A 26,049-nucleotide genomic window follows, 5' to 3' on the forward strand; every position below is an offset into this window, starting at 1 on the left:
GCCGGCGTCCATGCGGGCGCCGCACCCGACAGATGGAGATGCTTCGTGGCCAATCCGCTCGAGAAACTGCTGCGCGCCGGCGAGGGCCGCATCCTGCGCCGACTGCAGGGCGTCGTGAAAGCGACCGGAGCGCTCGAAGAGGACTACGAGCAGCTCACCGACGACGAGCTGCGCAACGAGACGGTCGAGCTGCGCGCCCGCTACGAAGCCGGTGAGACGCTCGACCAGCTCATGCCCGAGGCGTTCGCGGCCGTCCGAGAGGCCGCCAAGCGCACGCTCGGACAGCGCCCCTACGATGTGCAGATCATGGGCGGCGCGGCCCTTCACCTGGGCAACATCGCCGAGATGAAGACCGGTGAGGGCAAGACCCTGACCGCCGCTCTTCCGGCCTACCTCAACGCCATCGCGGGCCAGGGCGTCCACGTCATCACGGTCAACGACTTCCTCGCGAGCTATCAGTCCGAGCTCATGGGTCGCGTCTACCGCGCCCTGGGCATGACGACGGGAACGGTCGTCGCAGGTCAGACCCCCGAGGTGCGGCGTGAGCAGTACGAGGCAGACATCAGCTACGGCACGAACAACGAGTTCGGCTTCGACTACCTCCGCGACAACATGGCGTGGCGCAAGGAAGACCTCGTGCAGCGCGGTCACTTCTACGCGATCGTCGACGAGGTCGACTCGATCCTCATCGACGAGGCCCGCACCCCGCTGATCATCTCGGGCCCGGCATCCGGTGAAGCCAACCGCTGGTTCGCCGAGTTCGCCAAGCTCGCCCGTACCCTCGAAGCGGGCGTCGACTACGAGGTCGACGAGAAGAAGCGCACGATCGGCGTGCTCGAGCCCGGTATCGAGAAGGTCGAGGACTACCTCGGCATCGACAACCTGTACGAGTCGGCCAACACCCCGCTGATCTCGTTCCTCAACAACTCGATCAAGGCGATCGCGCTGTTCAAGCGCGACACCGACTACGTCGTCATGAACGACGAGGTCATGATCGTCGACGAGCACACCGGTCGCATCCTCGTGGGTCGCCGCTACAACGAGGGCATCCACCAGGCGATCGAGGCCAAGGAGGGCGTCCCGGTCAAGGCCGAGAACCAGACGCTCGCCACCGTCACGCTGCAGAACTACTTCCGCCTCTACGACAAGCTCGCAGGCATGACCGGTACCGCCGAGACCGAGGCGGCCGAGTTCATGTCGACCTACAAGCTCGGCGTGGTGCCGATCCCGACCAACAAGCCGATGATCCGCAAGGATCAGTCCGACCTCGTCTACAAGAACGAGACGGCGAAGTTCGCGCAGGTCGTCGAAGACATCGTCGAGCGCCACGAGAAGGGCCAGCCGGTCCTCGTCGGCACCACGAGCGTCGAGAAGAGCGAGTACCTCTCGCGCCTGCTGGCCAAGAAGGGCGTGCGCCACGAGGTGCTCAACGCCAAGAACCACGCTCGTGAGGCGGAGATCGTCGCGCGCGCGGGTCGTCTGGGTGCCGTCACCGTCGCCACCAACATGGCCGGCCGCGGTACCGACATCATGCTCGGCGGTAACGCCGAGTTCCTCGCCGTGCAGGAGATGAAGGCGAAGAACCTCGACCCCGTCGAGACCCCCGAGGCCTACGAGTCGGAGTGGGACACCGTCTACCAGAGCATGCGCGACACCGTGGCCGAAGAGGCCGCGAAGGTCGTCGAGGCCGGCGGGCTGTACGTGCTGGGTACCGAGCGCCACGAGTCGCGCCGCATCGACAACCAGCTGCGCGGTCGTTCGGGCCGTCAGGGCGACCCCGGTGAGAGCCGCTTCTACCTGTCGCTGACCGACGACCTGATGCGTCTGTTCCAGTCGGGCGCCGCCGAGGCGATCCTCGCGCGCACGAACTTCCCCGACGACGTCGCGATCGAGTCCGGCCTGGTCTCGCGCGCGATCAAGAGCGCGCAGTCGCAGGTCGAGTCGCGCAACGCCGAGATGCGCAAGAACGTCCTGAAGTACGACGACGTGCTGAACCGTCAGCGCGAGGCGATCTACGCCGACCGTCGGCACATGCTGCAGGGCGACGACATCGCCGACCGCGTCCAGCACTTCATCGAGGACGCGATCACCGCCGTCATCGACGACCACACCGGTTCGGGTCACACCGAGTCGTGGGACTTCGACGCCCTGTGGACCGAGCTGAAGACCATGTACCCCGTAAGCGTCACGATCGACGAGGTCGTGGCCGAGGCCGGGGGCAACAAGGGCCGCATCACGCCCGAGGGCCTGAAGCGCGAGATCATCTCCGACGCCCGTATCGCGTACGAGAACCGCGAGAAGGCCCTCGGCGAGCAGGCGCTGCGCGAGCTCGAGCGCCGTGTCGTGCTGCAGGTGCTCGACCGTCGCTGGCGCGAGCACCTCTACGAGATGGACTACCTCAAGGACGGCATCGGCCTGCGCGCCATGGCCCAGCGCGACCCGCTCATCGAGTACCAGCGCGAGGGGTACCAGATGTTCCAGTCCATGATGGGGCAGATCAAGGAGGAGTCGGTCGGCTTCCTCTACAACCTCGAGGTCGAGGTCCGAAAGGTCGAGGGCGACGAGGCGCAGGTCGAGGCCAAGGGACTCGCCCCGACGCCCGTCGAGACGCAGCGCCTCGAGTACTCCGCGGCGAACGACGCCGGAGAGGTCGAGGTTCGCAACGACCGCGGTCAGGTTCAGCAGGCGGCGACCAACCGTCTCCGCCAGGCCGAGCAGCAGGCCGAGCCCGCCGCAGAGCAGGCTCCTGCCGCCCGCGGAGCTTTCGGTCAGCGCGTGCCCTCGGGTGACGAGCCGGCCGCGAGCAACCGCGCCGACCGCCGCGCAGCCAAGAAGAAGTAAGCGCAGAACGGATGCCGCGCCCCGAGGTCGGGGGCGCGGCATCCGTCGTTTTCGAGGGCAGCTCTCCGCCGCCTCGCCTGGGGCAGCCTTCGCCCGGCGGGGGCCACACGGTGTCGATTGGCCGGATGCGGGCGGGGATATCCTGAACCGATGAGCCCGCTGCGCCCCCTCGACCAGTCATCCAAGCTGAAGGACGTCCTGTACGAGATCCGCGGGGAGGCCCTCGTCGAGGCCGACCGTCTGGAGGCCGAGGGCCACGCGATCCTCAAACTCAACACGGGCAACCCGGCGATCTTCGGATTCGAGGCGCCGCACCAGATCGTGCGCGACATGATCGCCTCGGTCCCCAACGCTCACGGCTACAGCGACAGCCGCGGCATCCTGTCGGCTCGGCGTGCGGTCGTCTCGCGCTACGAGCAGGAGCCCGACTTCCCGCACCTCGACCCCGACCACGTGTTCCTGGGCAACGGCGTGTCCGAGCTGATCACGATGACGATGCAAGCCCTGCTCGATGAGGGCGACGAGGTGCTCATCCCCGCCCCCGACTACCCGCTGTGGACGGCGATGACGAGCCTCGGCGGCGGCACCCCCGTGCACTACCTCTGCGACGAGCAGCGCGAGTGGCAGCCCGACCTCGAGGACATCCGCTCCAAGGTCACCCCCCGTACCAAGGCGATCGTCGTAATCAACCCGAACAACCCCACGGGAGCGGTGTACTCGCGCGAGATCCTGGAGGGCATCGCCGACATCGCCCGCGAACACTCGCTGCTGCTGCTGGCCGACGAGATCTACGACCGCATCCTCTTCGACGACGCGGTGCACATCCCCATGGCCACGGTCGCCCCCGACCTGCTCTGCCTGACCTTCAACGGCCTGTCCAAGACCTACCGGGTGGCGGGATACCGCTCCGGCTGGCTCGCGATCACCGGCCCCAAGGAGCACGCGCAGGGCTTCCTGCACGGCATCAACCTGCTGGCATCCACTCGGCTCTGCCCGAACGTGCCGGCGCAGTTCGCCGTTCAGGCGGCGCTCTCGGGCGTGCAGTCGATCGATGCGCTCATCGCTCCGACGGGGCGTCTTCACGAGCAACGGGATGCCGCGTGGCAGGGCCTCGAGGCGATCCCCGGCGTCTCGTGCGTCATGCCGCGCGGTGCGCTGTATGCGTTCCCGCGCTTCGACCCCGAGGTGTACGAGATCCCCGACGACGGCAAGTTCGTGCGCGACTTCCTGCTCGCCGAACACGTGCTGCTCGTGCAGGGGTCGGGCTTCAACTGGCCCGCGACCGACCACGTGCGTATCGTGACGCTCCCCGAAGCCCGCGTGATCAGCGACGCGATCGAGCGTCTGGGGAACTTCCTCGCGTCCTGGCGCCCCTGACACACGCGCCCGGAGCGTGATCGCACGCGTCACAGCAGGCTGAGCGCCGTGATGCGCCATCGCCGTTCGAGGGACTCGAGGCGCAGGGCCACCGCTCGGGTGCGCATGCGGCCTGACACGACGACCGTGGCTTCGATCGCGCCGTCTCGCGGGGAGAACAGGCGCACGCTTCGGATCTCGTGCATGACGCGGTACACCTGCACGCGTCGAGCGCTGCGCGCTCGCGTGGCCAGGCTCGTGCGCGTGAGCAGGGCTCGATAGACCTCCTCCGACATCCACCGGGCCAACTGCTCCGGGTCTCGGACGCCGGCGACCACCTCGAGGATGCCGCGCACCATGTTGCCGACGAACACCTCGACCGGCGAGGGAGTCTCCGGGGACGGATTGGTCCCGAGGGCGTTCAGGTCGCACGCGTTCTGCGGCGCACATCGTGCGTCCTCGGGTCGCCGGGCTGCTTCGGGCATGGATCCTCAATCTGTCGGTCGTGCGTCCAGCGGGCGGGGATGACGCCGACAGTAGGCGTGGACACGCACACCCGGTGGGGCATTCGCTGTGGCTGTGGATTACTCGCCCGCGGGGTGAGATCGGGGAGGAGCGGGTGATCAGTCGTCGTGACGGACCGCGCCGCGCCCCCACAGCTCCGGGAAGCTGGCCGCTTGCGACTGCTGCCACAGGGCCGCGCGACGCGTGAGTTCGGCCTGCTCGTCGAGATAATCGTCGACGCTGTCGAGGTCGATCCGCCACCGCGGGGGAGACCCCACCGGGAGACCCCGGAGTCGTCCTTCGCGGATCAGAGATCGCACGTCTGCATGCGTGATCCCGAGTATTTCGGCGACGGCGTCCGGCGCCGCAAATCGTCCTCTGGGTGAGTCCCTTTCCGTCATGCGGTCATTATGTCCACCGTCCTGGGGACGCGGAGAAGTCACCCGCCACCCCGCCAGTCGTCCCGAGGCCGGCAGAATGCCCGCAACGGCAGGGGACTTATCGTCTGTGCGGTAGCCCCCTGACCTGTTTCCGTCGCCTCGAAATTCGCCCGGATCCTCACCCCTCGTCGGGAACGAGCCCGCGACGGCTGCCCGAGACGAGGGCTCCCCGTAGGGTGGAGGGGTGTCGACACTCAGTGAACTCGTCTACGCCCAGGGCCGCTCCAGCGAGGCGGACGTCGAGTGGCTGCACCGGCTGGCGGGCGACGGGCAGCTGCTGGCCGACCTGGCGTTCGCCGACATCGTCATCTGGGTCCCCACCCCCGACGAATCCTTCGTCGCTGTCGCCCACACGCGGCCCGGGGGAGCGGCGACGCTGTTCTACCGCGACATCGTCGGCGACCGCGTGCGTCCGCAGTGGCGTACCCAGGTGCGCGAGGCTTTCCAGAGCGGTCGCATCGTCGACTCGGCATCCCCCGACTGGTTCGAAGAGACGCCCACTCGCGTGCGTGCGGTACCGATCGTGCGCGAGCTCTCGCGCGAGGGGTACGCGGTCACGACGGTGGGTGTGCTGACCCGCCACACCAACCTCGGCGAGACGCGCACCCCGTCGCGGCAGCAGATCACGTTCAACGACTGCGCGGACGACGTGTTCGGAATGATCGCCTCGGCCGAGTTCCCCGACCTCTCGGCTCCCACCGCTCCGCGACGCGGTGCTCCCCGCGCCTCCGACGGACTCATCCGCCTCGACGTCGACGGCATCACCACTTTCGCGAGCCCCAACGCGCTCTCGGCCTTCAACCGCATGGGCTTCGACGACGAGCTCGAGGGCGAGTCGCTGGCCGAGGTGACCGCTCGGATCCTTCCCGCGAAGCGCCAGGACGTCGACGAGTCGCTCCCCGTCGTGGTGAGCGGCCGCGCTCCCTGGCGAGCCGACATGGAGGCGCGCGGTGTGCAGGTGTCACTGCGCACCATTCCGCTGCGCGACCGCGGCACGCGCATCGGCGCGATCGTGCTCAGCCGCGATGTCACCGAGATCCGCCACCAGGAGCAGGAGCTCATCACCAAGGACGCGACGATCCGCGAGATCCACCACCGCGTCAAGAACAACCTGCAGACGGTCGCCTCGCTGCTGCGCATCCAGGCGCGCCGCACGCACTCCGACGAGGCGCGCGATGCCCTCACGCAGGCCATGCGCCGTGTCTCGGCGATCGCGGTGGTGCACGACACCCTCTCCGAGGGTCTCGCGCAGAACGTCGATTTCGACGACGTCTTCGCTCGCGTGCTCAAGCTCGTCGCCGAGGTGGCCGCGGCCCCGAACACCCGCGCTCGCACGCGGACCACGGGCAAGTTCGGAACGCTCCCCAGCCAGTTCGCCACGCCCCTCGCCCTGGCCCTCACCGAGCTCGTGACCAACGCCGTCGAGCACGGCCTCGCCGGGCAGGAGGGCGATGTCGAGATCGCGGCCGAGCGCAGCGGCGAAATGCTCGAGGTCAGCGTGCGCGACACCGGCGTCGGCCTGCCCGAGGGGCAGGTCGGCCGGGGGCTCGGCACGCAGATCGTCCGCACGCTCATCCAGGGCGAACTCGGTGGCACGATCGACTGGCACACGTTGATGGGCAGCGGCACCGAGGTCACGATCGAGATCCCGCTGCGCTATATCGGCGGCTCCGCGGCCTGACGCGCCGATCCCTCCACCTCGACAACGCGAAGAAGCCCGCCCCGAGAGGGGCGGGCTTCTTCGCGTGACTGTGGTCAGGAGGCGCGGCGGGCGCGAGCAGCGCGGCGCTTGAGCGCGCGGCGCTCGTCTTCGCTCAGACCGCCCCAGACGCCCGAGTCCTGACCGGACTCGAGGGCGTACTGCAGGCAGACCTCGGTAACGGTGCAGCGTGCACAGACCGACTTGGCCTTCTCGATCTGGTCGACCGCGGGGCCGGTGTTGCCGACCGGGAAGAACAGCTCGGGGTCGACGGTCAGGCAGGCTGCTTTGTCGCGCCAATCCATGGGGGTGCTCCTTGTTACAGAAAATTGGTCGATTCGGCACCGGGATTCGGGTCCGGTACCCTGGTGGGAACGCGAGCGATTGCTCGCCCCACTTCGCTGTGGGAGCACACGGCTTGTTCCATGCTCCCATAGCGATTCCGCCTGATCAAGAGGTAACCGGTAGGTTTCCAGATCGTAACGGCGCAGGTGCGCCCGCCGGGGAGGCTTTCCTGATGCCGATTCGTCTTGCGGCCGCAGCTCTCCTGGGGCTCGAGAGTGTCGGCATCCTGGCCCTCGCGGGCTGGCAGACGGTCGCCCTCATCGGCGGAGACACCGACTCGGCGGTCAGCTCGATCGCCCTCATCGTGCTCACCGTGATCGGCGCGGCCATCGTCGGCGCGTTCGGCGTCGCGACCGCTCGCGACGTCTCCGCCGGCCGATCGGGCGGGATCGTGACGCAACTGCTGATCCTGTCGGTGGCCATCGGCGCCGTCACGGGGGAGTGGGCGTCTCCCGGGATCGCCGTGCTGATCGCGGTCCCCGCTGTCGTCGGCCTGGTGCTGCTCGCCCTGGCGGTGCGCGCGGCGGCTCCGCGCCGCCGCGACGACGACTGACGCGTCGCCCTCACGAGAAGACCCCGCCTACCGCTGTCGCGGGGCGGGGTCGTGGTCGTCGCAGGTCAGGCTGCGGCCAGCCCCAGGTTCTTGCGCAGACGCGCCACGTGGCCGGTGGCCTTGACGTTGTACATCGCCTCGAGGATCTTGCCCTCCTCGTCGACGACGAACGTGGACCGCAGCACGCCGGTGATCGTCTTCCCGTAGTTCTGCTTCTCGCCCCAGGCGCCGTAGGCCTCGTGGACGGCGTGGTCGGCGTCGCTGAGGAGCGGGAACGTCAGCGCGTCGCTGTCGCGGAAGGCGCGCAGCTTCTCGGGCAGGTCGCGCGAGATGCCGAGCACCGTGTAGCCGGCGCCCTGCAGCGAGGCCAGGCTGTCGCGGAAGTCGCAGGCCTGGGTGGTGCACCCCGGGGTCTGGGCCGCGGGGTAGAAGTAGAGGATCACGCGGCGGCCGCGGAAGTCGCCCAGCGAGACGGGGTGTTCGTCCTGGTCGAGGAGGGTGAAGTCGGGGGCGATATCGCCCTTTTCGAGGTTCGTCACCCCTCCAGCCTAGAACGCTCGATGCCCTGGAACGTCGTGAGCAGCCGCTGCAGCGAGTCGAGCCGGGCGGCGGCTCCGGGTCCGAGGCGTCCGGACTCCACCGCCTCGATGATCGCGCAGTCGGGGGCATCGGGGAGGTGGGTGCAGCCGCGCGGGCACTCCTCGGCGACCTCGGCCAGATCCGTGAAGGCGCCGAGCACGTGGGCGGGGTCGACGTGGCCCAGCCCGAAAGATCGCACGCCCGGGGTGTCGATGACCCAGCCCGAGCCGTCGCGGCCGCGGTAGCGCAGCGACACCGCTGACGACGAGGTGTGGCGGCCGCGACCGGTGACGGTGTTGACGTGCCCGATCGCGCGCTCCGAGCCGGTGAGCGCGTTGACCAGGGTCGACTTACCGACGCCCGAGTGCCCGACGAACACGGTCGAGTGGCCGACGAGCGCCTCGCCGATCTCGTCGAGGGGCATCTCGCCCTGGGCGCTGGTGAACACCCGCAGGTCGAGTCCGACGAAGTGCGCGAGGAACTCGGTCGGGTCGGCCAGGTCGGTCTTGGTGACGACGAGCAGGGGGCGGATGCCGGCATCCAACGCCGCGACCAGATAACGGTCGACGAGACGGGCGCGGGGCTCGGGGTCGGCCGCGGCGACCACGACGAGCATCTGATCGGCGTTGGCGACGATCACGCGCTCGACCTGGTCGGTGTCGTCGGCGCTCCGACGCAGCAGAGACGTGCGCTCCTCGAGGCCGATGATGCGCCCGAGAGTGCCCTCGTCGCCCGAGAGGTCGCCGACGACGCGGGCGCGGTCGCCGTTGACGATGGGCTGCTTGCGGAGCTCGCGGGCGCGGGTGGCCAGCACCCGGCGCTCGTCGGGGCCGTCTTCGTCGACGAGCACCGTGTACCGGCCGCGGTCGACTCCGAGCACACGGGCGATCTGCGCGTCGGCGTGGGCGGGGCGTCGCTTGGTGCGGGGCCTGTTCGCCTTCGGGTTGGGACGCACCCGGATGGACGACTCGTCGTACCGGAGGTCGTCTTCGTCGTCGTCGGGATCGTCGAGCCAGCTCACGCGTCAGTCCCCGTTCACGGGCGCGAGTCGTCGAGCATGCTCTGCCACAGGCCCGCGAACTGGGGGAGCGTCTTGGCGGTCGTACCGATGTCGTCGATGCGCACGCCGGGCACGCGAAGCCCGATCAGGGCGCCGGTGGTGGCCAAGCGGTGGTCGTGGTGCGCTTTCCACTCACCGCCGGTCAGCGGCCGCGGGACGATGCGGATGCCGTCTTCGAGCTCGTGCGCCTCGCCGCCGAGCGAGCGCAGGTTGCCGACGAGGGCCGCGATGCGGTCGGTCTCGTGGCCGCGGATGTGGCCGATGCCGTGCAGCGTGGTCGGCCCGTCCGCGAAGGCGGCCAGGCCGAAGAGAGTGGGGGCGAGTTCGCCCGCCGCCGACAGGTCGAGTTCGACGCCCAGGATGCCGTCATCGCCGGCGGCCACGGTGAGGGCTCCGCCGCGGCGACTGACGCGGGCTCCCATCTCGGCGAGGATGTCGACGAGGAGGGCACCCGGCTGCGTGCTGTGCAGGGGCCAGCCCGTGACGGTGACCGAGCCGCCCGTGACCATCGCGGCGGCGAGGAACGGGGAGGCGTTGGAGAGGTCGGGTTCGATCGCCACGTCTTTCGCGCGCACGGGTCCCGCGGGCACGACCCACTCGCCGGGTGCGGGACGTTCGACGTGCACGGCACGGTGGGCGAGGGCCTCGACGGTCATGTCGATGTGCGGGATGCTCGGCAGGCGCGAGCCGACGTGGCGGAGGTGGAGTCCGACGTCGAAACGCGCGGCCGCGAGAAGAAGGCCCGAGACGAACTGGCTCGACTGGCTCGCGTCGATCTCGACCTCGCCGCCTCGCACGTGTCCGTGCCCGCGGACCGAGAAGGGGAGCGCCCAGTGGCCGCCGTCGTCGATGTCGACGCCCACGTCGCGCAGGGCGTGGATCATCGCCCCCATGGGGCGGTGCAATGCGCTCTCATGGGCGGTGACGCGCACGTCGCCCCGGGCGAAGCCGGCCACTGGAGCGATGAACCGCATGACGGTTCCCGCCTGCCCGCAGTCGATCGTGCCGTCGCCCGCGAAAGAGGAGGGGGGCGTCACCAGCAGGTCGGGGCCGAAAGGGGAGCCGGTGTCGATCTCGTCGATCCCGACGCCGAGCACGCGCAGCGCGTCGACCATGCGTGCGGAGTCGTCGGAGTGCAGGGGGCCGTGCAACGTGCCGGGGCCGTCCGCGATGGCAGCGAGGATCAGCTCTCGATTGGTCAACGACTTGGACCCGGGCACGGTGACCGTGGCATTCACGGGTCCGTCGGAGACGGGCGCGTCCCACTCACCGCGGGGACTGGCGGCGGAAGGGGAATACCCGAGGGGAGACATCGGTTCCTAGCCTACTGAAAGGGGAGGACACGTGACCGCACTTCTCGAACGCGACCGCTTGCCGCAGGCCATCCCGGTGGCCGTCGACATGCCCGACGTAGACTGGCGCGCGATGAACGACACCGCAGACGCCGGCCCGCAGGTGGAGCCCCGCGAACAGTTCGAAGAGCAGGCTCTGCCCTTCATGGATCAGCTGTACGCCGCAGCCATGCGCATGACGCGCAATCCGGCCGACGCGGCCGATCTCGTGCAGGAGACCTTCGTGAAGGCCTTCGGCTCGTGGGCCACGTTCACGCAGGGCACGAACCTCAAGGCGTGGCTCTACCGCATCCTGACGAACACGTACATCAACACGTATCGAAAGAAGCAGCGCGAGCCGTACCAGAGTGCGATCGACGACCTCGAGGACTGGCAGCTCGGCGGAGCCGAGTCGACCACCGCGAGCAGCGCCCGTTCGGCCGAGGCCGAAGCGATCGACCACATGCCGGCATCCGTCGTCAAGGACGCGCTGCAGTCGATCCCCGAGGATTTCCGGATGGCGGTGTACCTCGCCGACGTCGAGGGCTTCGCCTACCAGGAGATCGCCGACATCATGAAAACCCCGATCGGTACGGTCATGAGCCGTCTGCACCGCGGCCGGCGGCTGCTGCGCGACCTGCTGTCGGATTACGCCAAGGAGCGCGGCATCCAGGCCGCGACGGGAGAGAAGAAATGAGCGACTGCGGCTGCGACGAGGCGCGACGCGACCTCGAGGAATACCTCCGCAACGAGGTCTGCAAGACCCAGCACACCGATATCCGCGAGCACCTCGAGAACTGTCCCGGATGCCAGGACGAGGCCCTCGTGGCGCGCACGCTGACCGAGGTGGTCGCCCGTGCGTGCAAAGAGACGGCTCCCGACGAACTCCGCGATCAGGTGCTCTCGCGCCTTCGCGCCATTCAGGCGACGCACTGACGGCACCCGCGCCGGCCCGGCGGGTGTCGGAGGTGATCCCTAGGCTGGGGTCATGGCATCCACCGACACCTTGACGCTGCCCCTCGACCAGACCTCCGCCGCCGACCTCGCCGCCTCCGGCTTGGAGTACGCGCGTGTGGATGCCGAGGGAGAGGGGTTCCGTCCCTTCCAGCGCGCGGTGGCCCGGGGCTTCCTGGGCGGGGAGTCGACAGACGACGAGGCCGAGAACGCGCGCACGACCCTGCGGACCCGCCGTCTCACGGCGGTCTACGACCGCCGGGGCGTCGAGCCCGAGGTGCCCGTCGGCACGATCGACTCGTGGGCGTCGGAGCTCACGACGTCGCCCGGGCGCACGACGCCGCTGTGGTCGATCAGCGCCGTCACGGTCGCGGCGACGCATCGCCGGCGGGGTATCGCCCGCGCGATGATCGGCGGCGAGCTGCGCACGGCAGCGGCGGCGGGCTTCGCCATCGCTGGTCTCACCGTCACCGAGGCCACGATCTACGGGCGCTGGGGGTTCTCTCCCGCCGCGTGGGCCTCGGATGTCGAGGTCGACACGGGTCGTGCCCGCTGGATCGGCCCGTCGTCCCCCGGGCGTCTCGACTTCGTCCCGCGTGAGGCGGTGGCGGATCGTCTGAGCGCTGTGCACGAGCGCGTGCGCCTCCAGCGTCCCGGGTCCGTCCCCGGGTGGGATGGCCGGTGGCGTGGCGTGGCCGGTCTCGCGCCGGGCGACAAGTCCGGCGAGAAGGTGCGCGCCGTCTCGTACCGCACCGCCGACGGTGACGAGACGGGGATCCTCGTCTACGTGATCGACGAGCGCGACGACTTCTCCGCACACGATCTCGAGGTGCGCGCGATCTTCGCCGTCGACGGCGAGGCCTCGGCCGCCCTGTGGCGGTTCGCGCTCGAGCACGACCTCGTCGGTCGGGTGAAGGCGTGGCTGCAGCCGGCCGTGCCTCCCGTGCAGTGGATGGTCGCCGACCGCCGCGCGGTGACGGCGACGCTCACCGACCATCACTGGTTGCGCATCCTCGACGTCCCCGGGGCGCTGGCCTCGCGCCGGTACGCGGCCGGTCTCGACGTGGTCCTGCGCGTCGCCGACCCGCTCGGCTTCGCCGAGGGCACGTGGAACCTGCGCATCACGGCGGACGGCGAGGCGGAGGTCGTGCCCGCGAGCGACCGGCCGGTCGACGTCGAGCTCACCGTCGGTGCCCTCAGCTCGCTCCTTCTCGGCGGGGTCCGTTCGGCCGAGCTCGCGCTCGCGGGTCTCGTGCACGGCGACGCCGACGTCCTGGCATCCCTCGACCGCGTCTTCGCCCCCGAGGTCACCCCGCTGCTCGACATCTGGTACTGACGGCTTCTCATAGGAATTGGCAATACGATTTCGCCGATGTCCGAATCCGTCGCTCCTCCGGTCGCCGAACGCTCACCGTCGCGCCTGACGGCTCTCGCTGTCGCGCTTCGCCGCTACGTGTCGCACAACCCCGTGGCGATCGTCGTGTCCGTGGTGGTCGTCGCGGCGGCGGCGACGACGGGATCGCTCTGGGGCGAGGACGCCCTCGTCTGGGGAGCGGGGCCGCTGGCCACCTTCGGAAGCGGCCGGTGGTGGACGCTCGTGACCGCACTGGTGGTCCCGGACTCCACGATCGACGCCCTCTCGTCGGTGCTGCTCGCCCTGACCGCTCTGGCCTACGTCGAGCGTCTGGTCGGATCACGGCGTACGAGCGTCTTCCTGGTGGCCATCGGGTTGAGCGGCCTGGTCGTGGGCATCGGTCTGCACGCGGCGGCCTGGACCATCACCGACCTGCGCCCGGTCGTCGCCGCCGAAGTGCCCGTGCTCGACCCGACCACCGCGATCGCCGGAGCCGTCATGGCGGGGTCGGCCTTCGCGCCGACGCTGTGGCGTCGTCGTCTGCGTCTGGTGGGCTTCGCCCTCCTGGCCCTGTTCGCGCTCTACGCGGGTGACGCCGATTCCTGGTACCGGCTCTCGGCCGCGGTCATCGGACTGATCGTCGGTGCGCTCCTCGCGCGCGGCCGGGAGCGGCGTTCGTGGCACCGCAGCTCGACGCGCGAGACGCGCACCCTTCTGGCTCTGCTGGTGGCGGTCGTGGGCAGCGGACCGATCGTCGCCCTCGTCAGCGGCGGAGGCCGCGGTCCTCTCTCGCTCGTGGTCGACGCGTACACGCAGTACGACGACGAGCTGCTGTCCCAGTGCGGCAAGGTCGCCTCATCGGTGTGCGACGAGCAGATCGCGCTCCTGATGACCCGGGGAGCGGGCCCTGCCCTTCTCGCGATCGTGCCCCTGGTCCTGCTGCTGGTGGCCGCGTGGGGCCTCCGGCAGGGACGACGCTCGGCGTGGATCGTCGCGGAGTTCGTCCTCGTGGCATCCGCGGTCCTCCCCGTCGTCTCTCTTCTCGACGGGCGCCTGCGGATCGACCCCTGGGTCGACGGCAGCGGGGCGGAGTACGTGCTGTGGGCGATCGCGACGATCATCATCCCTCTCGCGCTCGCCGCGGCGCTCGCCGTCGTGCGTGCCCGGTTCTCGGTGCGTGCGACCCGTCGCGCGGCGCGGGTCGTCGCAGCCGTGGTCTCGCTCGCCTTCCTCGCCTGCGCGACGACGCTGTTCGTCGTCGAGGCCATCGGTCATCGCGCTTTCGACCGCGACGTGTCGATCTTCGATCTGCTCGGTCTGACGCTGCGCCGTTTCCTCCCTCCCGCCTTCACCCACCCGGGCGGCTCGACGGCGTTCCCGCACAGCGGACCGGCTCTGTTCGCCTACCAGTGGATCGGCGTGCTGTTCTGGGCGATCGTGGTCGCCGCGATCCTGTGGCTCTACCGCCGCTCGCGCCGCCCCGCGACCGTCGACGACGGTCACTACCGCGACCTGCTGCGACGGGGGAGCGACACCCTCGGCTTCCTGGGCACCTGGGCCGGCAACCTCCACTGGTACTCCGATGACCGCGAGTGCGCGGTCGCGTACCGGCTGAGCGGGGACGTGGCCCTGGCCGTCGGCGATCCCCTCGTCCCCGAGGGCCGGCGTGCCGAGGCGTTGCAGGGGTTCACGGACTACTGCGTCGAGCACGGCTGGACGCCGGCGTTCTACAGCGTCCACGGGGACACCCTCGAGGCCCTGGTCGCCCTCGGCTGGAGGCACGTTCCGGTCGGGGTCGAGACGGTGATGGACCTGCCCGGCCTCACTTTCGCCGGCAAGTCCTGGCAGAAGGTGCGCCAGCCTCTCACCCGCGCCGAACGCGAGGGGTACACCGCCGTCTGGTCGCGGTGGCACGAGCTGAGTGTCGGTCAGGCCTCGCAGGTCGTCGCGATCGACGAGGAGTGGGTCGCCGACCGAGCCCTCCCCGAGATGGGATTCACCCTGGGCTCTCTCGACGAGCTGCGCGACCGCGATGTCCGTCTGCTGCTCGCGGTAGGCCCGGACGAGCGGATCGAGGCGGTCACGAGCTGGATGCCCTCCTGGACGGCGGGCGAGATCACGGGGTGGACGCTCGACTTCATGCGACGGCGTACCGATGGGCCGAACGGCATGATGGAGTTCCTCATCGCCAAGGCCGCGCTGGCGCTGCAGGAAGAGGGCGCGACGGTCCTCAGCCTGTCGGGAGCCCCTCTCGCCGACGACCCCGACGAAGCCGTCGACGGTGACCCGGCCCCCCTGCGTGCGCTGCTTCGCTGGCTCGCCGAGGTGCTCGAACCCGCCTATGGGTTCGCCTCGCTGTTCCGCTTCAAGGGGAAGTTCCGGCCGCGTTACCGGCCCCTGGCGCTGGCGTACCGCGATCCCCTCGAGCTCCCCGCGATCGGCGCCGCGGTGGGGCGTGCGTACCTGCCCGATGCCTCACGCCGAGAGATGGTGGCACTCGCTCGAACCGCCTGGGAGGGCCGTCGGTGAACAAGTTCATTCTTTCGTTCGAGCTGATCGACAGCCCCCTGTTGCTCATCAGCGCCATCGTCGCCGTCCTGGGCCTGGTGGCCGTGGTCGTCTGGCGTCCTCGTCGAGTCATCGGCACCCTCGTGATCGGTGCCGCCGTCGGGGTGGTCATGTTCGTCACGGCGAAGATCCTCGAGGCGATGGACACCTTCCAGGGGCCGCTTCCGGGGGCTGCGATCTGGTGGGCGTCGGGAGCGGTGGCCGCAGTCGCCGTCGGCGTCGTCGGGATCTTCCGTGCTCCGTGGCCGCGTCGTGTCTTCGGCGTCGTCACCGTCATCGCCTCGCTCCTCGCCGGCATCCTGGGGGTGAACACCTCCTACGGCGTCACGCACAATCTCGCCGCGATCCTCGGGGTGCAGGCCCTCGACCCCGCTTCGCTTCCTCCGCAGGACGCGGTGGTGGGGGATCCCGCCACGCTGTACCAGACGTGGGAGCCTCCGGCGGATATGCCCGCCAAGGGGTCGGTCAGTGCTCTCACGGGGAGCACGAAGATCCCCACCGGACAGTACGCCGCGCGCGATGCCTCGCTCTATCTTCCGCCGGCGGCGCAGGTCGCCAACCCCCCGGCTCTCCCGCTGCTGGTGTTCATGATGGGCCAGCCCGGGTCGCCCGACCCGACGGCATTGGCCAAGGCGCTCGACGCCTTCGCCGCGAAGAACAAGGGTCTCGCGCCGATTGCGATCGTCGTCGATCAGCTGACTGCTCCGGACCGCGACCCCACGTGCGTCGACTCCAGCAAGTACGGCGCCGTCGCGACGTACATCAACCAGCTCGTGCCGCAGTGGGCCCAGAACAACCTCAACATCATCAAGGACCACCGATACTGGGTCATCGGCGGGTTCTCGAACGGCGGTTCGTGCGCGGCGTACTACGGGGCGAAGTACCCCGACACCTGGGGGCAGATGCTCGACGTGATGGGCAACGAGTTCCCCGGGTCCGAGCACGTCGACCAGACCGTGAAAGACGTCTACAACGGGAACGCGGGTGCCTTCCAGGCCAACAAGCCCGCGGTGATCATGGCGGCGGCGGCGCCCGGCTCGTACGCCGGCCATACCGCCATCTTCACGTGGGGGAGCGAAGACAAGACCTACGGGCCGGGACAGCTCGCGAACTCGAAGGCGGCGGCGGCGGCGGGATTCACCGTCCTGACGCACATCGTCGAGGGGGCCGGACACACCGGTGAAGCGCTGGACGGCAGCCTGGCGTGGGCCATTCCCGCCCTCGCCCCGACGCTGGGGCTGGCTGCGCCGGCATCCTGAGCCCGCGGGCGGGGTCCAGGCCCCGCACTGCGCGACCTCGAGATCCGCGCGCGGCTGATCGCATCGCGTGTCCGTGCCCTCTGGAACGGTCTTCGGCTCACCCCCGACCGGCGGTACGCCCGGGCCGGGGGTGAGACACGAGAGGCCCGACCGACACGGATGTCGATCGGGCCCCGCAGCGTTTCGATGTCAGCGCGCGAGCGCTTCTTTCATGATCGCGGCGTGCTCGCTCGCGTGCACCTTCGGCGAACCGGTCGCGGTCGACGCCGCAGCCGCGCGCGAGATGCGACGGATCGAGCGGCCACCGAGCTGGTCTGCGACCTCGAGCGCGATGAACGGCCACGCACCCTGGTTCTCGGGCTCGTCCTGAACCCACACCAGCTCGGCGTTCGGATACTGCGCCAGCACGCTGGTCAGTTCCTCGATCGGTGCGGGGTAGTACTGCTCGAGACGCACGAGGGCGATCTCGGGGTTGGGGTTCTTGTCGAGCTCGGCGCGCAGGTCCCAGTGGATCTTTCCGGCGTGCAGCAGGACGCGCGTGACGGCGCTCTTGTCGACACCGCGGTTGTCGTCGAGCACCGGCTCGAAGCGACCCTCGAGGAAGTCCTCGACGGGGCTCGTCGCGCCGCGCAGACGCAGCATCGCCTTCGGGGTGAAGACCACGAGGGGGCGACGGGGGCGCTGGTAGGCCTGACGGCGCAACAGGTGGAAGTACGACGCGGGCGTCGAGGGGCGGGCGACGATCATGTTGTCCTGCGCGCACATCTGCAGGTAGCGCTCGATGCGGGCCGAGGAGTGGTCGGGTCCCTGACCCTCGTAGCCGTGGGGCAGCAGCAGCACGACGCTCGACTGCTGCGCCCACTTCTGGTCGGCCGACGAGATGAACTCATCGATGACCGACTGGGCGCCGTTGGCGAAGTCGCCGAACTGCGCCTCCCACAGCACGAGTGCATCGGAGCGCTCGACCGAGTAGCCGTACTCGAACGCCATGGCGGCGTACTCGCTCAGCAGGGAGTCGTAGACCCAGAAGCGCCCCTGGTTCTCGCTGAGGTTCGCAAGCGGCAGCCATTCCTGACCGTTGTCGCGGTCGTGCAGCACCGAGTGACGCTGCACGAAGGTGCCGCGGCGCGAGTCCTGACCGGCGAGACGCACCGGGGTGCCTTCCATCAGCACCGAGCCGAAGGCGAGCAGCTCACCGAAGGCCCAGTCGATGTTGCCGTTGCGGCTCATGTCGTGGCGCTTCTCGAGCAGCTGCTGGAGCTTGGTGTGCACCGTGAAGCCGTCGGGCTTGTTCACGAACGCGTCGCCGATGTGCTGGACGACTTCACGCGAGACGCCGGTGGTCTCGGGCGCGCCGACGGCCGGTTCTTCCGCCGCGTCCATGGTGACGACGGGGTTCGTGCCGGTCTCGGCCTCGTGCGTATCGGCGAAGGCGACCTCGAGGCGGTTCTGGAAGTCCTGCTTCGCCTGCTCGTACTCGTCTTCGGTGATGTCACCGCGACCGACGAGCGACTCCGTGTAGAGACGGCGGACCGAGCGCTTGGCCTCGATGAGGTTCGTCATCAGGGGCTGGGTCATCGAGGGGTCGTCGCCCTCGTTGTGACCGCGGCGGCGGTAGCAGACGAGATCGATCACGATGTCGCGGTGGAACTCCTCGCGGTACATGAATGCGAGCTCCGCGGCGCGGACGACGGCCTCGGGGTCGTCGCCGTTCACGTGCAGGATCGGCGCCTGGATGGCCTTCGCGACATCGGTGGCGTACACCGAGGTGCGGGCGTCGGTGGGCGTGGTGGTGAAGCCCACCTGGTTGTTGACCACGACGTGGATCGTGCCGCCCGTTCGGTAGCCGCGCAGCTGCGACATCTGCAGGGTCTCGACCACGACGCCCTGACCCGCGAACGCGGCGTCGCCGTGCACGAGGATGGGCAGCCACGAGAACGTGCCGATGGGCTTGCGATCCTGCTTGGCGCGGACGATGCCCTCGAGCACGCCGTCGACGGTCTCGAGGTGCGAGGGGTTGGCCGCCAGGTACACGGGGAGCTCGTCGCCGGCGTCGCCGACGAAGGTGCCCTCGGTGCCGAGGTGGTACTTCACGTCTCCGGAGCCGCGCTTACTGCCGATCGCGACGGCGCCCTCGAACTCGCGGAACACGTGGCCGTAGGTCTTGCCGGCGATGTTGGTGAGAACGTTCAGGCGACCGCGGTGGGCCATGCCGATCGCGGCGCCGTCGAGGCCGGCCGAGGCCGCACCCTGCAGGATCTGGTCGAGCAGGGGGATGAGAGACTCGCCGCCCTCGAGGCTGAAGCGCTTCTGGCCGACGTACTTGGTCTGCAGGAACGTCTCGAACGCTTCGGCCTGGTTCAGCTTCGACAGGATGCGCAGCTGCTCGTCGTGGCCGGGCTTGGTGTACTTGACCTCGACGTTGCGCTGGAACCACTGGCGCTGGGCCGGGTCCTGGATGTGCATGTACTCGACGCCCATGGTGCGGCAGTAGGAGTCGCGAAGGACGCCCAGGATGTCGCGGAGCTTGGCGACGCGCTTGTTGCCGAGGCCGCCGGTGACGAACTCGCGGTCGAGGTCCCAGAACGTGAGGCCGTGCGATTCGATCTCGAGGTCGGGGTGCGTGCGCTGCACGTACTCGAGCGGGTCGATGTCGGCCATGAGGTGGCCGCGCACGCGGAAGGAGTTGATGAGCTCCTGCACGCGGGCGCTCTTGTCGATGCGCTCCGAGATGTCGACGCTGATGTCGGCCGCCCAGTGGATGGGGGCGTAGGGAATGCGCAGGGCGGCGAAGATGTCGTCGTAGAAGCCGCGCTGCCCGATGAGCAGCTCGTGCACCTTCTTCAGGAACTCGCCCGAGCCGGCACCCTGGATGACGCGGTGGTCGTAGGTGCTCGTGAGCGTGATCGTCTTGCCGATCGCCAGCTCGTTCAGCGTCTTCTCGCTCGCACCCATGAACTCGGCGGGGTAGTCGAGTGCGCCGGCGCCGATGATGGCGCCCTGTCCTCGCATGAGGCGCGGGACCGAGTGGACCGTGCCGATGCCGCCGGGGTTGGTGAGGGAGACCGTGGTGCCCTGGAAGTCGGCCGGCGTCAGCTTGTTGTTGCGCGCGCGGCGGACGAGGTCTTCGTACGAGGCGAGGAACTCGCCGAACGTCATCGTGTCGGCGCGCTTGATGCTCGGCACGAGCAGCGCGCGCGAGCCGTCGGGCTTGGGCATGTCGATCGCGATGCCCAGGTTGACGTGCGCGGGAGCGACCACCGAGGGCTTGCCGTCGATCTCGGCGTAGTAGACGTTCTGGCTCGGGAACTCCTTGAGCGCCTGGATCAGCGCCCACCCGATGAGGTGGGTGAAGCTCACCTTGCCGCCGCGCGTGCGCGACATGTGGTTGTTGATGACGATGCGATTGTCGATCATCAGCTTCGCCGGGATCGTGCGCACGCTCGTCGCGGTGGGCACCGTGAGCGAGTCATCCATGTTGGATGCCAGGGCCTTCGGCATCCCCTTGAGGACCGTCACACGGTCTTCTTCGGTGCTCTCGGCGGCCGCGGAGGGAACCGCGCTCGGAGCCTGAGCGGGAATTGGCTGCGGCTTGGCCGGCTTGGCCGTGGTGCGGGCGACGGGTGCCTGTCCGACCACGGGGATGGGGGCCGTCACCGGCTTGGGCTCGGACGCCGTCGACGCCTGCGGCGCGGAGGGCGGGGGAGCGGCGGCGGAAGACCCGTCGACGACCGGGTGGTACGCCTCCAGGATCGGCCACCAGGCCTTGTCTACGGAGTGCTTGTCGACTTTGAACTGTTCGTAGAGTTCGTCTACGAGCCACTCGTTCGCGCCGAACTCGCCCTCGCTCGAAGTACCGACGCCCGTCACCTGGCTCGACACAGTCGATCGCCTGCTTTCCTCGATGAAGATTCCTGTGGATACGCGAACGTCGCCGTGCCGCGTAGGTGCCAGCCTAGCCGAGGAATCTGGACGTCCTTCGGGTCTTTCCCTCGCCCTGATGTGGTGAGGTGGATGCCATGGAGTTCTCCGGCGCGCAGCCCGATGTCGACCTGACGTACTCGGACGTCTTTCTCGTCCCCCGCCATTCCGAGGTGCGCAGCCGCCTCGACGTGGATCTCGCCCCCGCCGACGGCAGCGGCGCCACCATCCCGTTGGTGTCGGCGAACATGAACTCGGTCACGGGTACGCGACTCGCGGCGACCCTGGCGCGTCGCGGCGGCCTCGGCGTCCTGCCCCAGGACATGGCCCTCGACGACCTCGTCGAGGCCGTGTCGTGGGTCAAGGCGCAGCCGACGGCGTGGGACACCCCGCTGATCCTTCCGCCCGAGGCCACCGTCGCCGACGCGCGGCGCATCCTTCCCGCCGTGCCCGGCCGGGGCATCGTCGTGGCCACCGCGCGGGAGGACGGCGTGGTCGCCCTCTCGGACGTGCGCGGCATCGTGCCCGCCGGGCGCCTGGCCACGGCCCTGCCCGACGCGACTCTCGGCGACATCGCGCGCCGCGACGCCGAGCCCGTCGACGCGGCCGACGTGCACGACCCCCGCGAGGTCTTCGCGCGGATCGAGGCCGCGGGCGTCGACATCGTCCCGGTCGTCGACGGCGACCGTCTGGTCGGAACGCTCTCCGCGCGCAGCGCCCTCCGCGCCTCCGTCTACCGACCGGGCGTGGACGCCCGGGGTCGTCTCATCGTGGCCGCGGCGGTCGGCGTGAACGGCGACGTCGCCACCAAGGCGCGCGCTCTGGCCGATGCCGGTGTCGACGTCCTCGTCGTCGACACCGCCCACGGTCACCAGGCGCAGATGCTCCGCGCGCTCGGCGCGGTCGCCGCTCTCGACCTCGGCATCCCCATCGCCGCCGGCAACGTGGTGACCGCCGACGGCGTGGCCGACCTCACGGACGCGGGGGCGACCATCCTCAAGGTGGGCGTGGGACCGGGCGCGATGTGCACGACCCGAATGATGACCGCCGTCGGTCGGCCGCAGTTCTCGGCTGTGCTCGAGACCGCCGAGGCGGCGCGCAGCGTCGGCGCGCACGTCTGGGCCGACGGTGGGGTGCGCTATCCCCGCGACGTCGCGCTCGCGCTGGCCGCGGGCGCGGCATCCGTCATGGTCGGCTCGTGGTTCGCCGGGACGATCGAGGCTCCCGGAGAGCTCCTCACCGACGCGGGCGGGCGGATCTACAAGGAGTCGTGGGGCATGGCATCGACGAAGGCCGTGCAGGGGCGCTTCGGCGGTCTCGACCCCTTCGAGCGCGCCCGCAAGGAGCTCTTCGCCGAGGGGATCTCGTCGTCGCGGATCTACCTCGACCCGCAGCGCCCGGGCCTCGAAGACCTGCTCGACATGATCACCTCGGGCGTGCGCTCGTCGTTCACCTACGCCGGAGCGGCCACGGTCGCCGAGTTCCACGAGCGCGCGCGTGTCGGTCTGCAGTCTGCCGCGGGCTACGACGAGGGCAAGGCGCTGCCCGTCAGCTGGTGACCACGCGTTCGAGGCCGGCCGCGGCCTCGAACGTGATCCAGGCGCCCAGCTGGACCGAGAGGTCCAGGTCGTCGCCCTCGGACCGCGCGGGTCGACGCGGGTCCGCCGGAAAGAGGCCGTCACGGCGCCCCTCCCACAGGGCGTCGGCGTTGCGTTGCACAAGACGCCGGGCCGTGCGCGAGAGGGCGTCGCCCTCGGCATCCCCTCGCTCCGCGAGATCCCGCGCGGCCTGGGCCAAATAGCGGGCCAGGATGCCGGCGAACAGTCCGCCGTCGCCCCCTCCGGCACCCGGGAACAGGCCGTCGTCCGCGGAGCACCACCGCTCCACCGCCCGCACGAGTGCCCGGGCGCGTTCCACGTGCGACCCCGCCTCGTGGGCCGGGTCGGCCAGGGCGGGCTCGCCGAGCACCAGTTCGAGACCGATCACGGCGCCCTGGTTGTACGTCCACAGCTCGGGCCGTGTCACCCCGTGTTCGATACCGTCGCGCACGAGACCGGTGGCGGGATCGTCGAGGACGGATGCCATCCACGCGGCCAGACCGGCGGCCTCGGTCCGTCGTCCGGTGACCGCCAGCACCATGCCGCCCGGTGCGTTTGCCGGGGCGTTGTACAGCTCGCTGTCGACGCTCCAGGCGAGCGCGCCCACGCCCGGGTCCACGGCATCGTCGAGGACGCGCGCGATCCTGCGCAGCGCACGGGGATGCCGTCCGCTGCGGGCGAGGGCCAGGCCCATCCAGGCGATGTCGTCGTAGAAGGGCGTGGTCCAGCGGCCGATCGTGCGCAGCGCCACCCCGCGCCCCACGCGTCGGATGAGGCGCCGCCGACGCGCGTCGGGCCGGTGGGTCTCGGCGTCGGCGAGGACGTGGAGCAGGTGCGCGTGCCACCAGTAGTGCCACATCCGGGGGTTCTCGCCACCGCCGAGCGAGGCGTGCGCCCACGCGACGGGCCCGTAGCGGTGGAGGTAGCGCTCGAGCACCGAGTGCTCCGCGGCGGCGGCGCGCTGCTGCGCCGGGGTGTCGGCATCCATTCGCCCATCCTCCCCAGTGCGCAGGAAGGTGCACGATACGGATGCCGAGGGGCCGGGGCTGCAATAGAATCGTCCGCACGATGGACGACCCTCCCAGTTGTAGACCCAGGCCCCAACGACCCTCTTCCGCCGAGCGATCGAGCGGGGGTGATGCCTGATGGATTACGTCATGCTGGTTGTGGGGCTCGTGCTCACCGTGGGGACCGGACTCTTCGTCGCGAGCGAGTTCGCCCTCGTCAACCTCGACCGCGCCGACCTCGAATCGCGTCGCGCCGCCGGGGAGACCCGGTTGTCGCTGACCATCGACGCCCTGCGCATCACATCGACGCACCTGTCGAGCGCCCAGCTCGGCATCACGCTGACGACCCTGCTCACCGGATACACGATGGAGCCGGCGATCTCGAACCTGCTGCGCCCGGTGTTCCAGTCGTGGGGGCTGCCCGAGGCCCTCACGGTGTCGATCGCCGCGATCATCGGCGTCGGCTTCGCGACGGTGCTGTCGATGATCCTCGGCGAGCTCGTCCCTAAGAACTTCGCCCTGGCCATCCCGCGGCAGACGGGCAAGCTCGTCATGCCGTTCCAGGTCGCGTTCACCGCGGTGTTCAAGCCCGCCATCGTCGTGCTCAACGGCAGCGCCAACGGCGTGCTGCGGGCCATGGGCGTCGAGCCCAAGGAGGAGCTGTCGGGAGCGCGCTCGGCCGAAGAGCTGTCGAGCCTCGTCAAGCGGTCTGCCAGCGCGGGCATGCTCGAGAAGGACACGGCATCGCTCCTCGATCGCAGCCTCACCTTCGCGCGGCTCAGCGCCGCCGACGTCATGACCCCGCGCCCGAGCGTGCACGCGCTCGCCGCGGGCGACCCCGCCGACGACGTGGTGCAGCTCGCCCGCCGCACGGGTCACAGCCGCTTCCCGGTGTACGGCGAGTCGATGGACGACATCGTCGGCGTCGTCCACCTCAAGGCCGCCATCGGGGTACCGCGCGAGAGACGCGGTGAGGTGCCCGTGGCCGCTCTGTCGACCGAGCCGCTGCGCGTGCCCGAGACCGTTCACCTCGACGCCCTCGTCTCGGAGCTGCGCTCGCGGGGCTATCAGATGGCCATCGTCATCGACGAGTACGGCGGAACGGCCGGGGTCGTCACCCTCGAAGACCTCGTGGAGGAGATCGTGGGCGAGGTGCTCGACGAGCACGACCGCTCGCGCGCCGGCGTCGTGCGCTCGGCCGCCTTCGTCACCTTCCCGGGCGACCTGCGCCCCGACGAGGCCCTCGATCGCGCCGGAGTGCGCGTGCCCGAGGGGGAGGTCTACGACACGGTGGGCGGGTACATCATGGCGGCGCTCGAGCGCATCCCCGTCGTCGGCGACACCGTCGACCTCGACGACGGCCGGCTCACCGTGCAGCGCATGGACGGTCGTCGCGTGGACCGCGTGCAGTTCACCCCGACGCCGGTCGAGCAGGACGTCGACGAACTCGTGCGGGCGGCGAAGGGCGGTGACCAGCGATGAGCGACTGGGCCGGAATTGCCTGGCTGGTGGTCCTGCTGGCCGCCAATGCCTTCTTCGTCGGTGCCGAATTCGCCGTCATCTCGGCACGGCGCTCGCAGATCGAACCGCACGCGGACCGCGGTTCGCGCGCGGCCAAGACCGCGCTGTACGCGATGGAGCACGCGACGCTCATGCTGGCGACCTGTCAGCTGGGCATCACCATCTGCTCCCTGCTGATCCTGAACGTCTCGGAACCCGCGATCCACCACCTGTTGGCCGGCCCCCTGGGCCTGACCGGCATCCCCGAGGCCGCAGTCGACGTCGTCGGCTTCGTCGTCGCCCTGCTGGTGGTGTCGTACCTGCACGTCGTGTTCGGCGAGATGGTGCCGAAGAACCTCGCCTTCTCGCTGCCGGATCGGGCCGTCCTCATGCTCGCGCCCCCTCTCGTGGCCGTCTCGAAGGCATTCCACCCGATCATCGTGGCGCTCAACTGGACGGCCAACCACGTGCTTCGACTGTTCCGCGTCGAGCCGAAGGACGAGGCCGCCTCGACCTACACGCTCGACGAGGTCGCCACGATCGTGACGCAGTCGCGCCGCGAGGGAGTCCTCGACGACTCGGCCGGGACGGTCACCGCGGTGGTGGAGTTCACCGAGAAGAAGGCGGCCGACATCGCGGTGCCGGTGAGCGCCCTGGTGACGCTGCCCGAGACGACCACGCCGGCCGAGATCGAGCGGGCCGTCGCCCAGCACGGCTACTCGCGCTACGTGATCGTCGACCGGAGCGGACACCCCACCGGCTACGTGCACCTCAAGGACGTCCTGCGGGCGGCGGAGGGATCGGATGCCGATATGGCTCGCCCCATCCCCAGCAAGCGCGTGCACCACATGGTGTCGATGCTCGAGACCACCGACCTCGAGGACGCCCTCGCCCTGATGCGCCGCTCCGGCCGCCACCTCGCACAGGTGCGCGACGACAGCGGCGATGTCAAGGCCGTGCTCTTCCTCGAGGACGTCATCGAGGAGCTCGTCGGCGAGGTGCAGGACGCCACGGAGCGTCGCCGCTTCGCCTGAACACACCGCACCGGATGCCACGGGGCCTGGGCTCCGTGGCATCCGGTGTCTTCGTGTGAGGTCGCGCGGGTGCGAGCGGCCGGTGCGGCGCGAGATCACGTGACCTTGCCCACGGCGCCCGTCGTGGCGCGTGCTGTGGGCGAGAT

20 protein-coding genes are annotated in these 26,049 nt (G+C 69.8%); 12 read left to right on the plus strand and 8 right to left on the minus strand.

Going from position 1 to position 26,049, the window contains the following annotated elements:
• Positions 1–45 precede the first annotated feature (45 nt).
• Together secA and OVA17_RS10005 are read left to right on the plus strand one after the other, a co-directional pair.
• Positions 46–2,841, plus strand: coding sequence for a preprotein translocase subunit SecA (gene secA, locus OVA17_RS10000; protein WP_267786402.1), 2,796 nt, complete (start codon positions 46–48; stop codon positions 2,839–2,841).
• Positions 2,842–2,991: 150 nt separating this feature from the next.
• Complete coding sequence (locus OVA17_RS10005) at positions 2,992–4,218, plus strand: pyridoxal phosphate-dependent aminotransferase (protein ID WP_324289882.1); 1,227 nt, start codon at positions 2,992–2,994, stop codon at positions 4,216–4,218.
• Between the two features lie 29 nt (positions 4,219–4,247).
• On the opposite strand, the gene OVA17_RS10010 is transcribed toward OVA17_RS10005, so the two are convergent.
• Together OVA17_RS10010 and OVA17_RS10015 are read right to left on the minus strand one after the other, a co-directional pair.
• Entirely contained in the window at positions 4,248–4,682 is a 435-nt protein-coding gene (locus OVA17_RS10010; protein WP_267786403.1) for an Rv3235 family protein, read from the minus strand.
• A gap of 138 nt (positions 4,683–4,820) precedes the next feature.
• Entirely contained in the window at positions 4,821–5,102 is a 282-nt protein-coding gene (locus OVA17_RS10015; protein WP_267786404.1) for a helix-turn-helix domain-containing protein, read from the minus strand.
• A gap of 223 nt (positions 5,103–5,325) precedes the next feature.
• On the opposite strand from OVA17_RS10015, the gene OVA17_RS10020 reads away from it, so the two are divergent.
• The gene (locus OVA17_RS10020; protein ID WP_267786405.1) at positions 5,326–6,822 is read left to right on the plus strand and encodes a sensor histidine kinase; all 1,497 of its coding nucleotides are present in this window, start codon (positions 5,326–5,328) and stop codon (positions 6,820–6,822) included.
• Between the two features lie 74 nt (positions 6,823–6,896).
• Here OVA17_RS10020 and OVA17_RS10025 read toward each other — a convergent pair whose 3' ends face one another.
• Positions 6,897–7,145 (minus strand): WhiB family transcriptional regulator, encoded by a 249-nt coding sequence (locus tag OVA17_RS10025; RefSeq protein ID WP_013583608.1) that lies wholly within the window; start codon positions 7,143–7,145, stop codon positions 6,897–6,899.
• 212 nt (positions 7,146–7,357) lie between these two features.
• Between OVA17_RS10025 and OVA17_RS10030 the strand changes: the two genes are divergently transcribed.
• Positions 7,358–7,738 (plus strand): histidine kinase, encoded by a 381-nt coding sequence (locus OVA17_RS10030; RefSeq protein ID WP_267786410.1) that lies wholly within the window; start codon positions 7,358–7,360, stop codon positions 7,736–7,738.
• Positions 7,739–7,803: 65 nt separating this feature from the next.
• Here OVA17_RS10030 and bcp read toward each other — a convergent pair whose 3' ends face one another.
• The 3 genes from bcp to aroA are packed head-to-tail and all read right to left on the minus strand — an operon-like array spanning position 7,804 to position 10,690.
• Positions 7,804–8,277 carry a thioredoxin-dependent thiol peroxidase gene (gene bcp, locus OVA17_RS10035; protein WP_210072075.1) on the minus strand — a complete coding sequence of 158 codons (474 nt, stop codon included), beginning with the start codon at positions 8,275–8,277 and terminating at the stop codon, positions 7,804–7,806.
• Positions 8,274–9,338, minus strand: coding sequence for a ribosome small subunit-dependent GTPase A (gene rsgA / locus OVA17_RS10040; protein WP_267786413.1), 1,065 nt, complete (start codon positions 9,336–9,338; stop codon positions 8,274–8,276). The genes bcp and rsgA overlap by 4 nt, the downstream gene beginning before the upstream one ends.
• 14 nt (positions 9,339–9,352) lie before the next feature.
• Complete coding sequence (aroA, locus tag OVA17_RS10045; protein ID WP_267786415.1) at positions 9,353–10,690, minus strand: 3-phosphoshikimate 1-carboxyvinyltransferase; 1,338 nt, start codon at positions 10,688–10,690, stop codon at positions 9,353–9,355.
• A 112-nt stretch (positions 10,691–10,802) separates the two neighbouring features.
• Between aroA and OVA17_RS10050 the strand changes: the two genes are divergently transcribed.
• Genes OVA17_RS10050 through OVA17_RS10070 form a run of 5 tightly spaced genes read left to right on the plus strand, consistent with a single transcriptional unit; the run spans position 10,803 to position 16,843 of the window.
• Entirely contained in the window at positions 10,803–11,405 is a 603-nt protein-coding gene (locus OVA17_RS10050; RefSeq protein WP_267789379.1) for a sigma-70 family RNA polymerase sigma factor, read from the plus strand.
• Positions 11,402–11,644 (plus strand): zf-HC2 domain-containing protein, encoded by a 243-nt coding sequence (locus OVA17_RS10055; RefSeq protein WP_210072072.1) that lies wholly within the window; start codon positions 11,402–11,404, stop codon positions 11,642–11,644. The genes OVA17_RS10050 and OVA17_RS10055 overlap by 4 nt, the downstream gene beginning before the upstream one ends.
• Positions 11,645–11,696: 52 nt before the next feature.
• A complete protein-coding gene (locus OVA17_RS10060) occupies positions 11,697–12,998 on the plus strand; it encodes a GNAT family N-acetyltransferase (RefSeq protein WP_267786417.1) in 1,302 nt (433 codons plus the stop codon).
• 36 nt (positions 12,999–13,034) lie between these two features.
• Positions 13,035–15,545 carry a bifunctional lysylphosphatidylglycerol flippase/synthetase MprF gene (locus OVA17_RS10065; RefSeq protein WP_267786419.1) on the plus strand — a complete coding sequence of 837 codons (2,511 nt, stop codon included), beginning with the start codon at positions 13,035–13,037 and terminating at the stop codon, positions 15,543–15,545.
• Entirely contained in the window at positions 15,542–16,843 is a 1,302-nt protein-coding gene (locus OVA17_RS10070) for an alpha/beta hydrolase (RefSeq protein ID WP_267786421.1), read from the plus strand. The genes OVA17_RS10065 and OVA17_RS10070 overlap by 4 nt, the downstream gene beginning before the upstream one ends.
• Positions 16,844–17,032: 189 nt before the next feature.
• On the opposite strand, the gene OVA17_RS10075 is transcribed toward OVA17_RS10070, so the two are convergent.
• Positions 17,033–20,725, minus strand: a complete 3,693-nt coding sequence (locus tag OVA17_RS10075; RefSeq protein WP_210072068.1) for a multifunctional oxoglutarate decarboxylase/oxoglutarate dehydrogenase thiamine pyrophosphate-binding subunit/dihydrolipoyllysine-residue succinyltransferase subunit — start codon at positions 20,723–20,725, stop codon at positions 17,033–17,035.
• 137 nt (positions 20,726–20,862) lie between these two features.
• On the opposite strand from OVA17_RS10075, the gene OVA17_RS10080 reads away from it, so the two are divergent.
• The gene (locus OVA17_RS10080; RefSeq protein WP_267786423.1) at positions 20,863–22,323 is read left to right on the plus strand and encodes a GuaB1 family IMP dehydrogenase-related protein; all 1,461 of its coding nucleotides are present in this window, start codon (positions 20,863–20,865) and stop codon (positions 22,321–22,323) included.
• Here OVA17_RS10080 and OVA17_RS10085 read toward each other — a convergent pair.
• Positions 22,313–23,350, minus strand: coding sequence for a hypothetical protein (locus OVA17_RS10085; protein WP_267786425.1), 1,038 nt, complete (start codon positions 23,348–23,350; stop codon positions 22,313–22,315). The two genes, OVA17_RS10080 and OVA17_RS10085, sit on opposite strands and share 11 nt — an antisense overlap.
• A 157-nt stretch (positions 23,351–23,507) precedes the next feature.
• On the opposite strand from OVA17_RS10085, the gene OVA17_RS10090 reads away from it, so the two are divergent.
• Positions 23,508–24,851: a hemolysin family protein gene (locus OVA17_RS10090; RefSeq protein WP_267786427.1), complete on the plus strand. Its 1,344-nt coding sequence runs from the start codon at positions 23,508–23,510 to the stop codon at positions 24,849–24,851.
• The gene (locus tag OVA17_RS10095) at positions 24,848–25,903 is read left to right on the plus strand and encodes a hemolysin family protein (protein WP_267786428.1); all 1,056 of its coding nucleotides are present in this window, start codon (positions 24,848–24,850) and stop codon (positions 25,901–25,903) included. Before OVA17_RS10090 ends, OVA17_RS10095 begins: the two co-directional genes overlap by 4 nt.
• Positions 25,904–26,049 lie beyond the last annotated feature (146 nt).

This window comes from Microbacterium sp. SL75 (genome assembly GCF_026625865.1).
Taxonomy (GTDB): domain Bacteria; phylum Actinomycetota; class Actinomycetes; order Actinomycetales; family Microbacteriaceae; genus Microbacterium.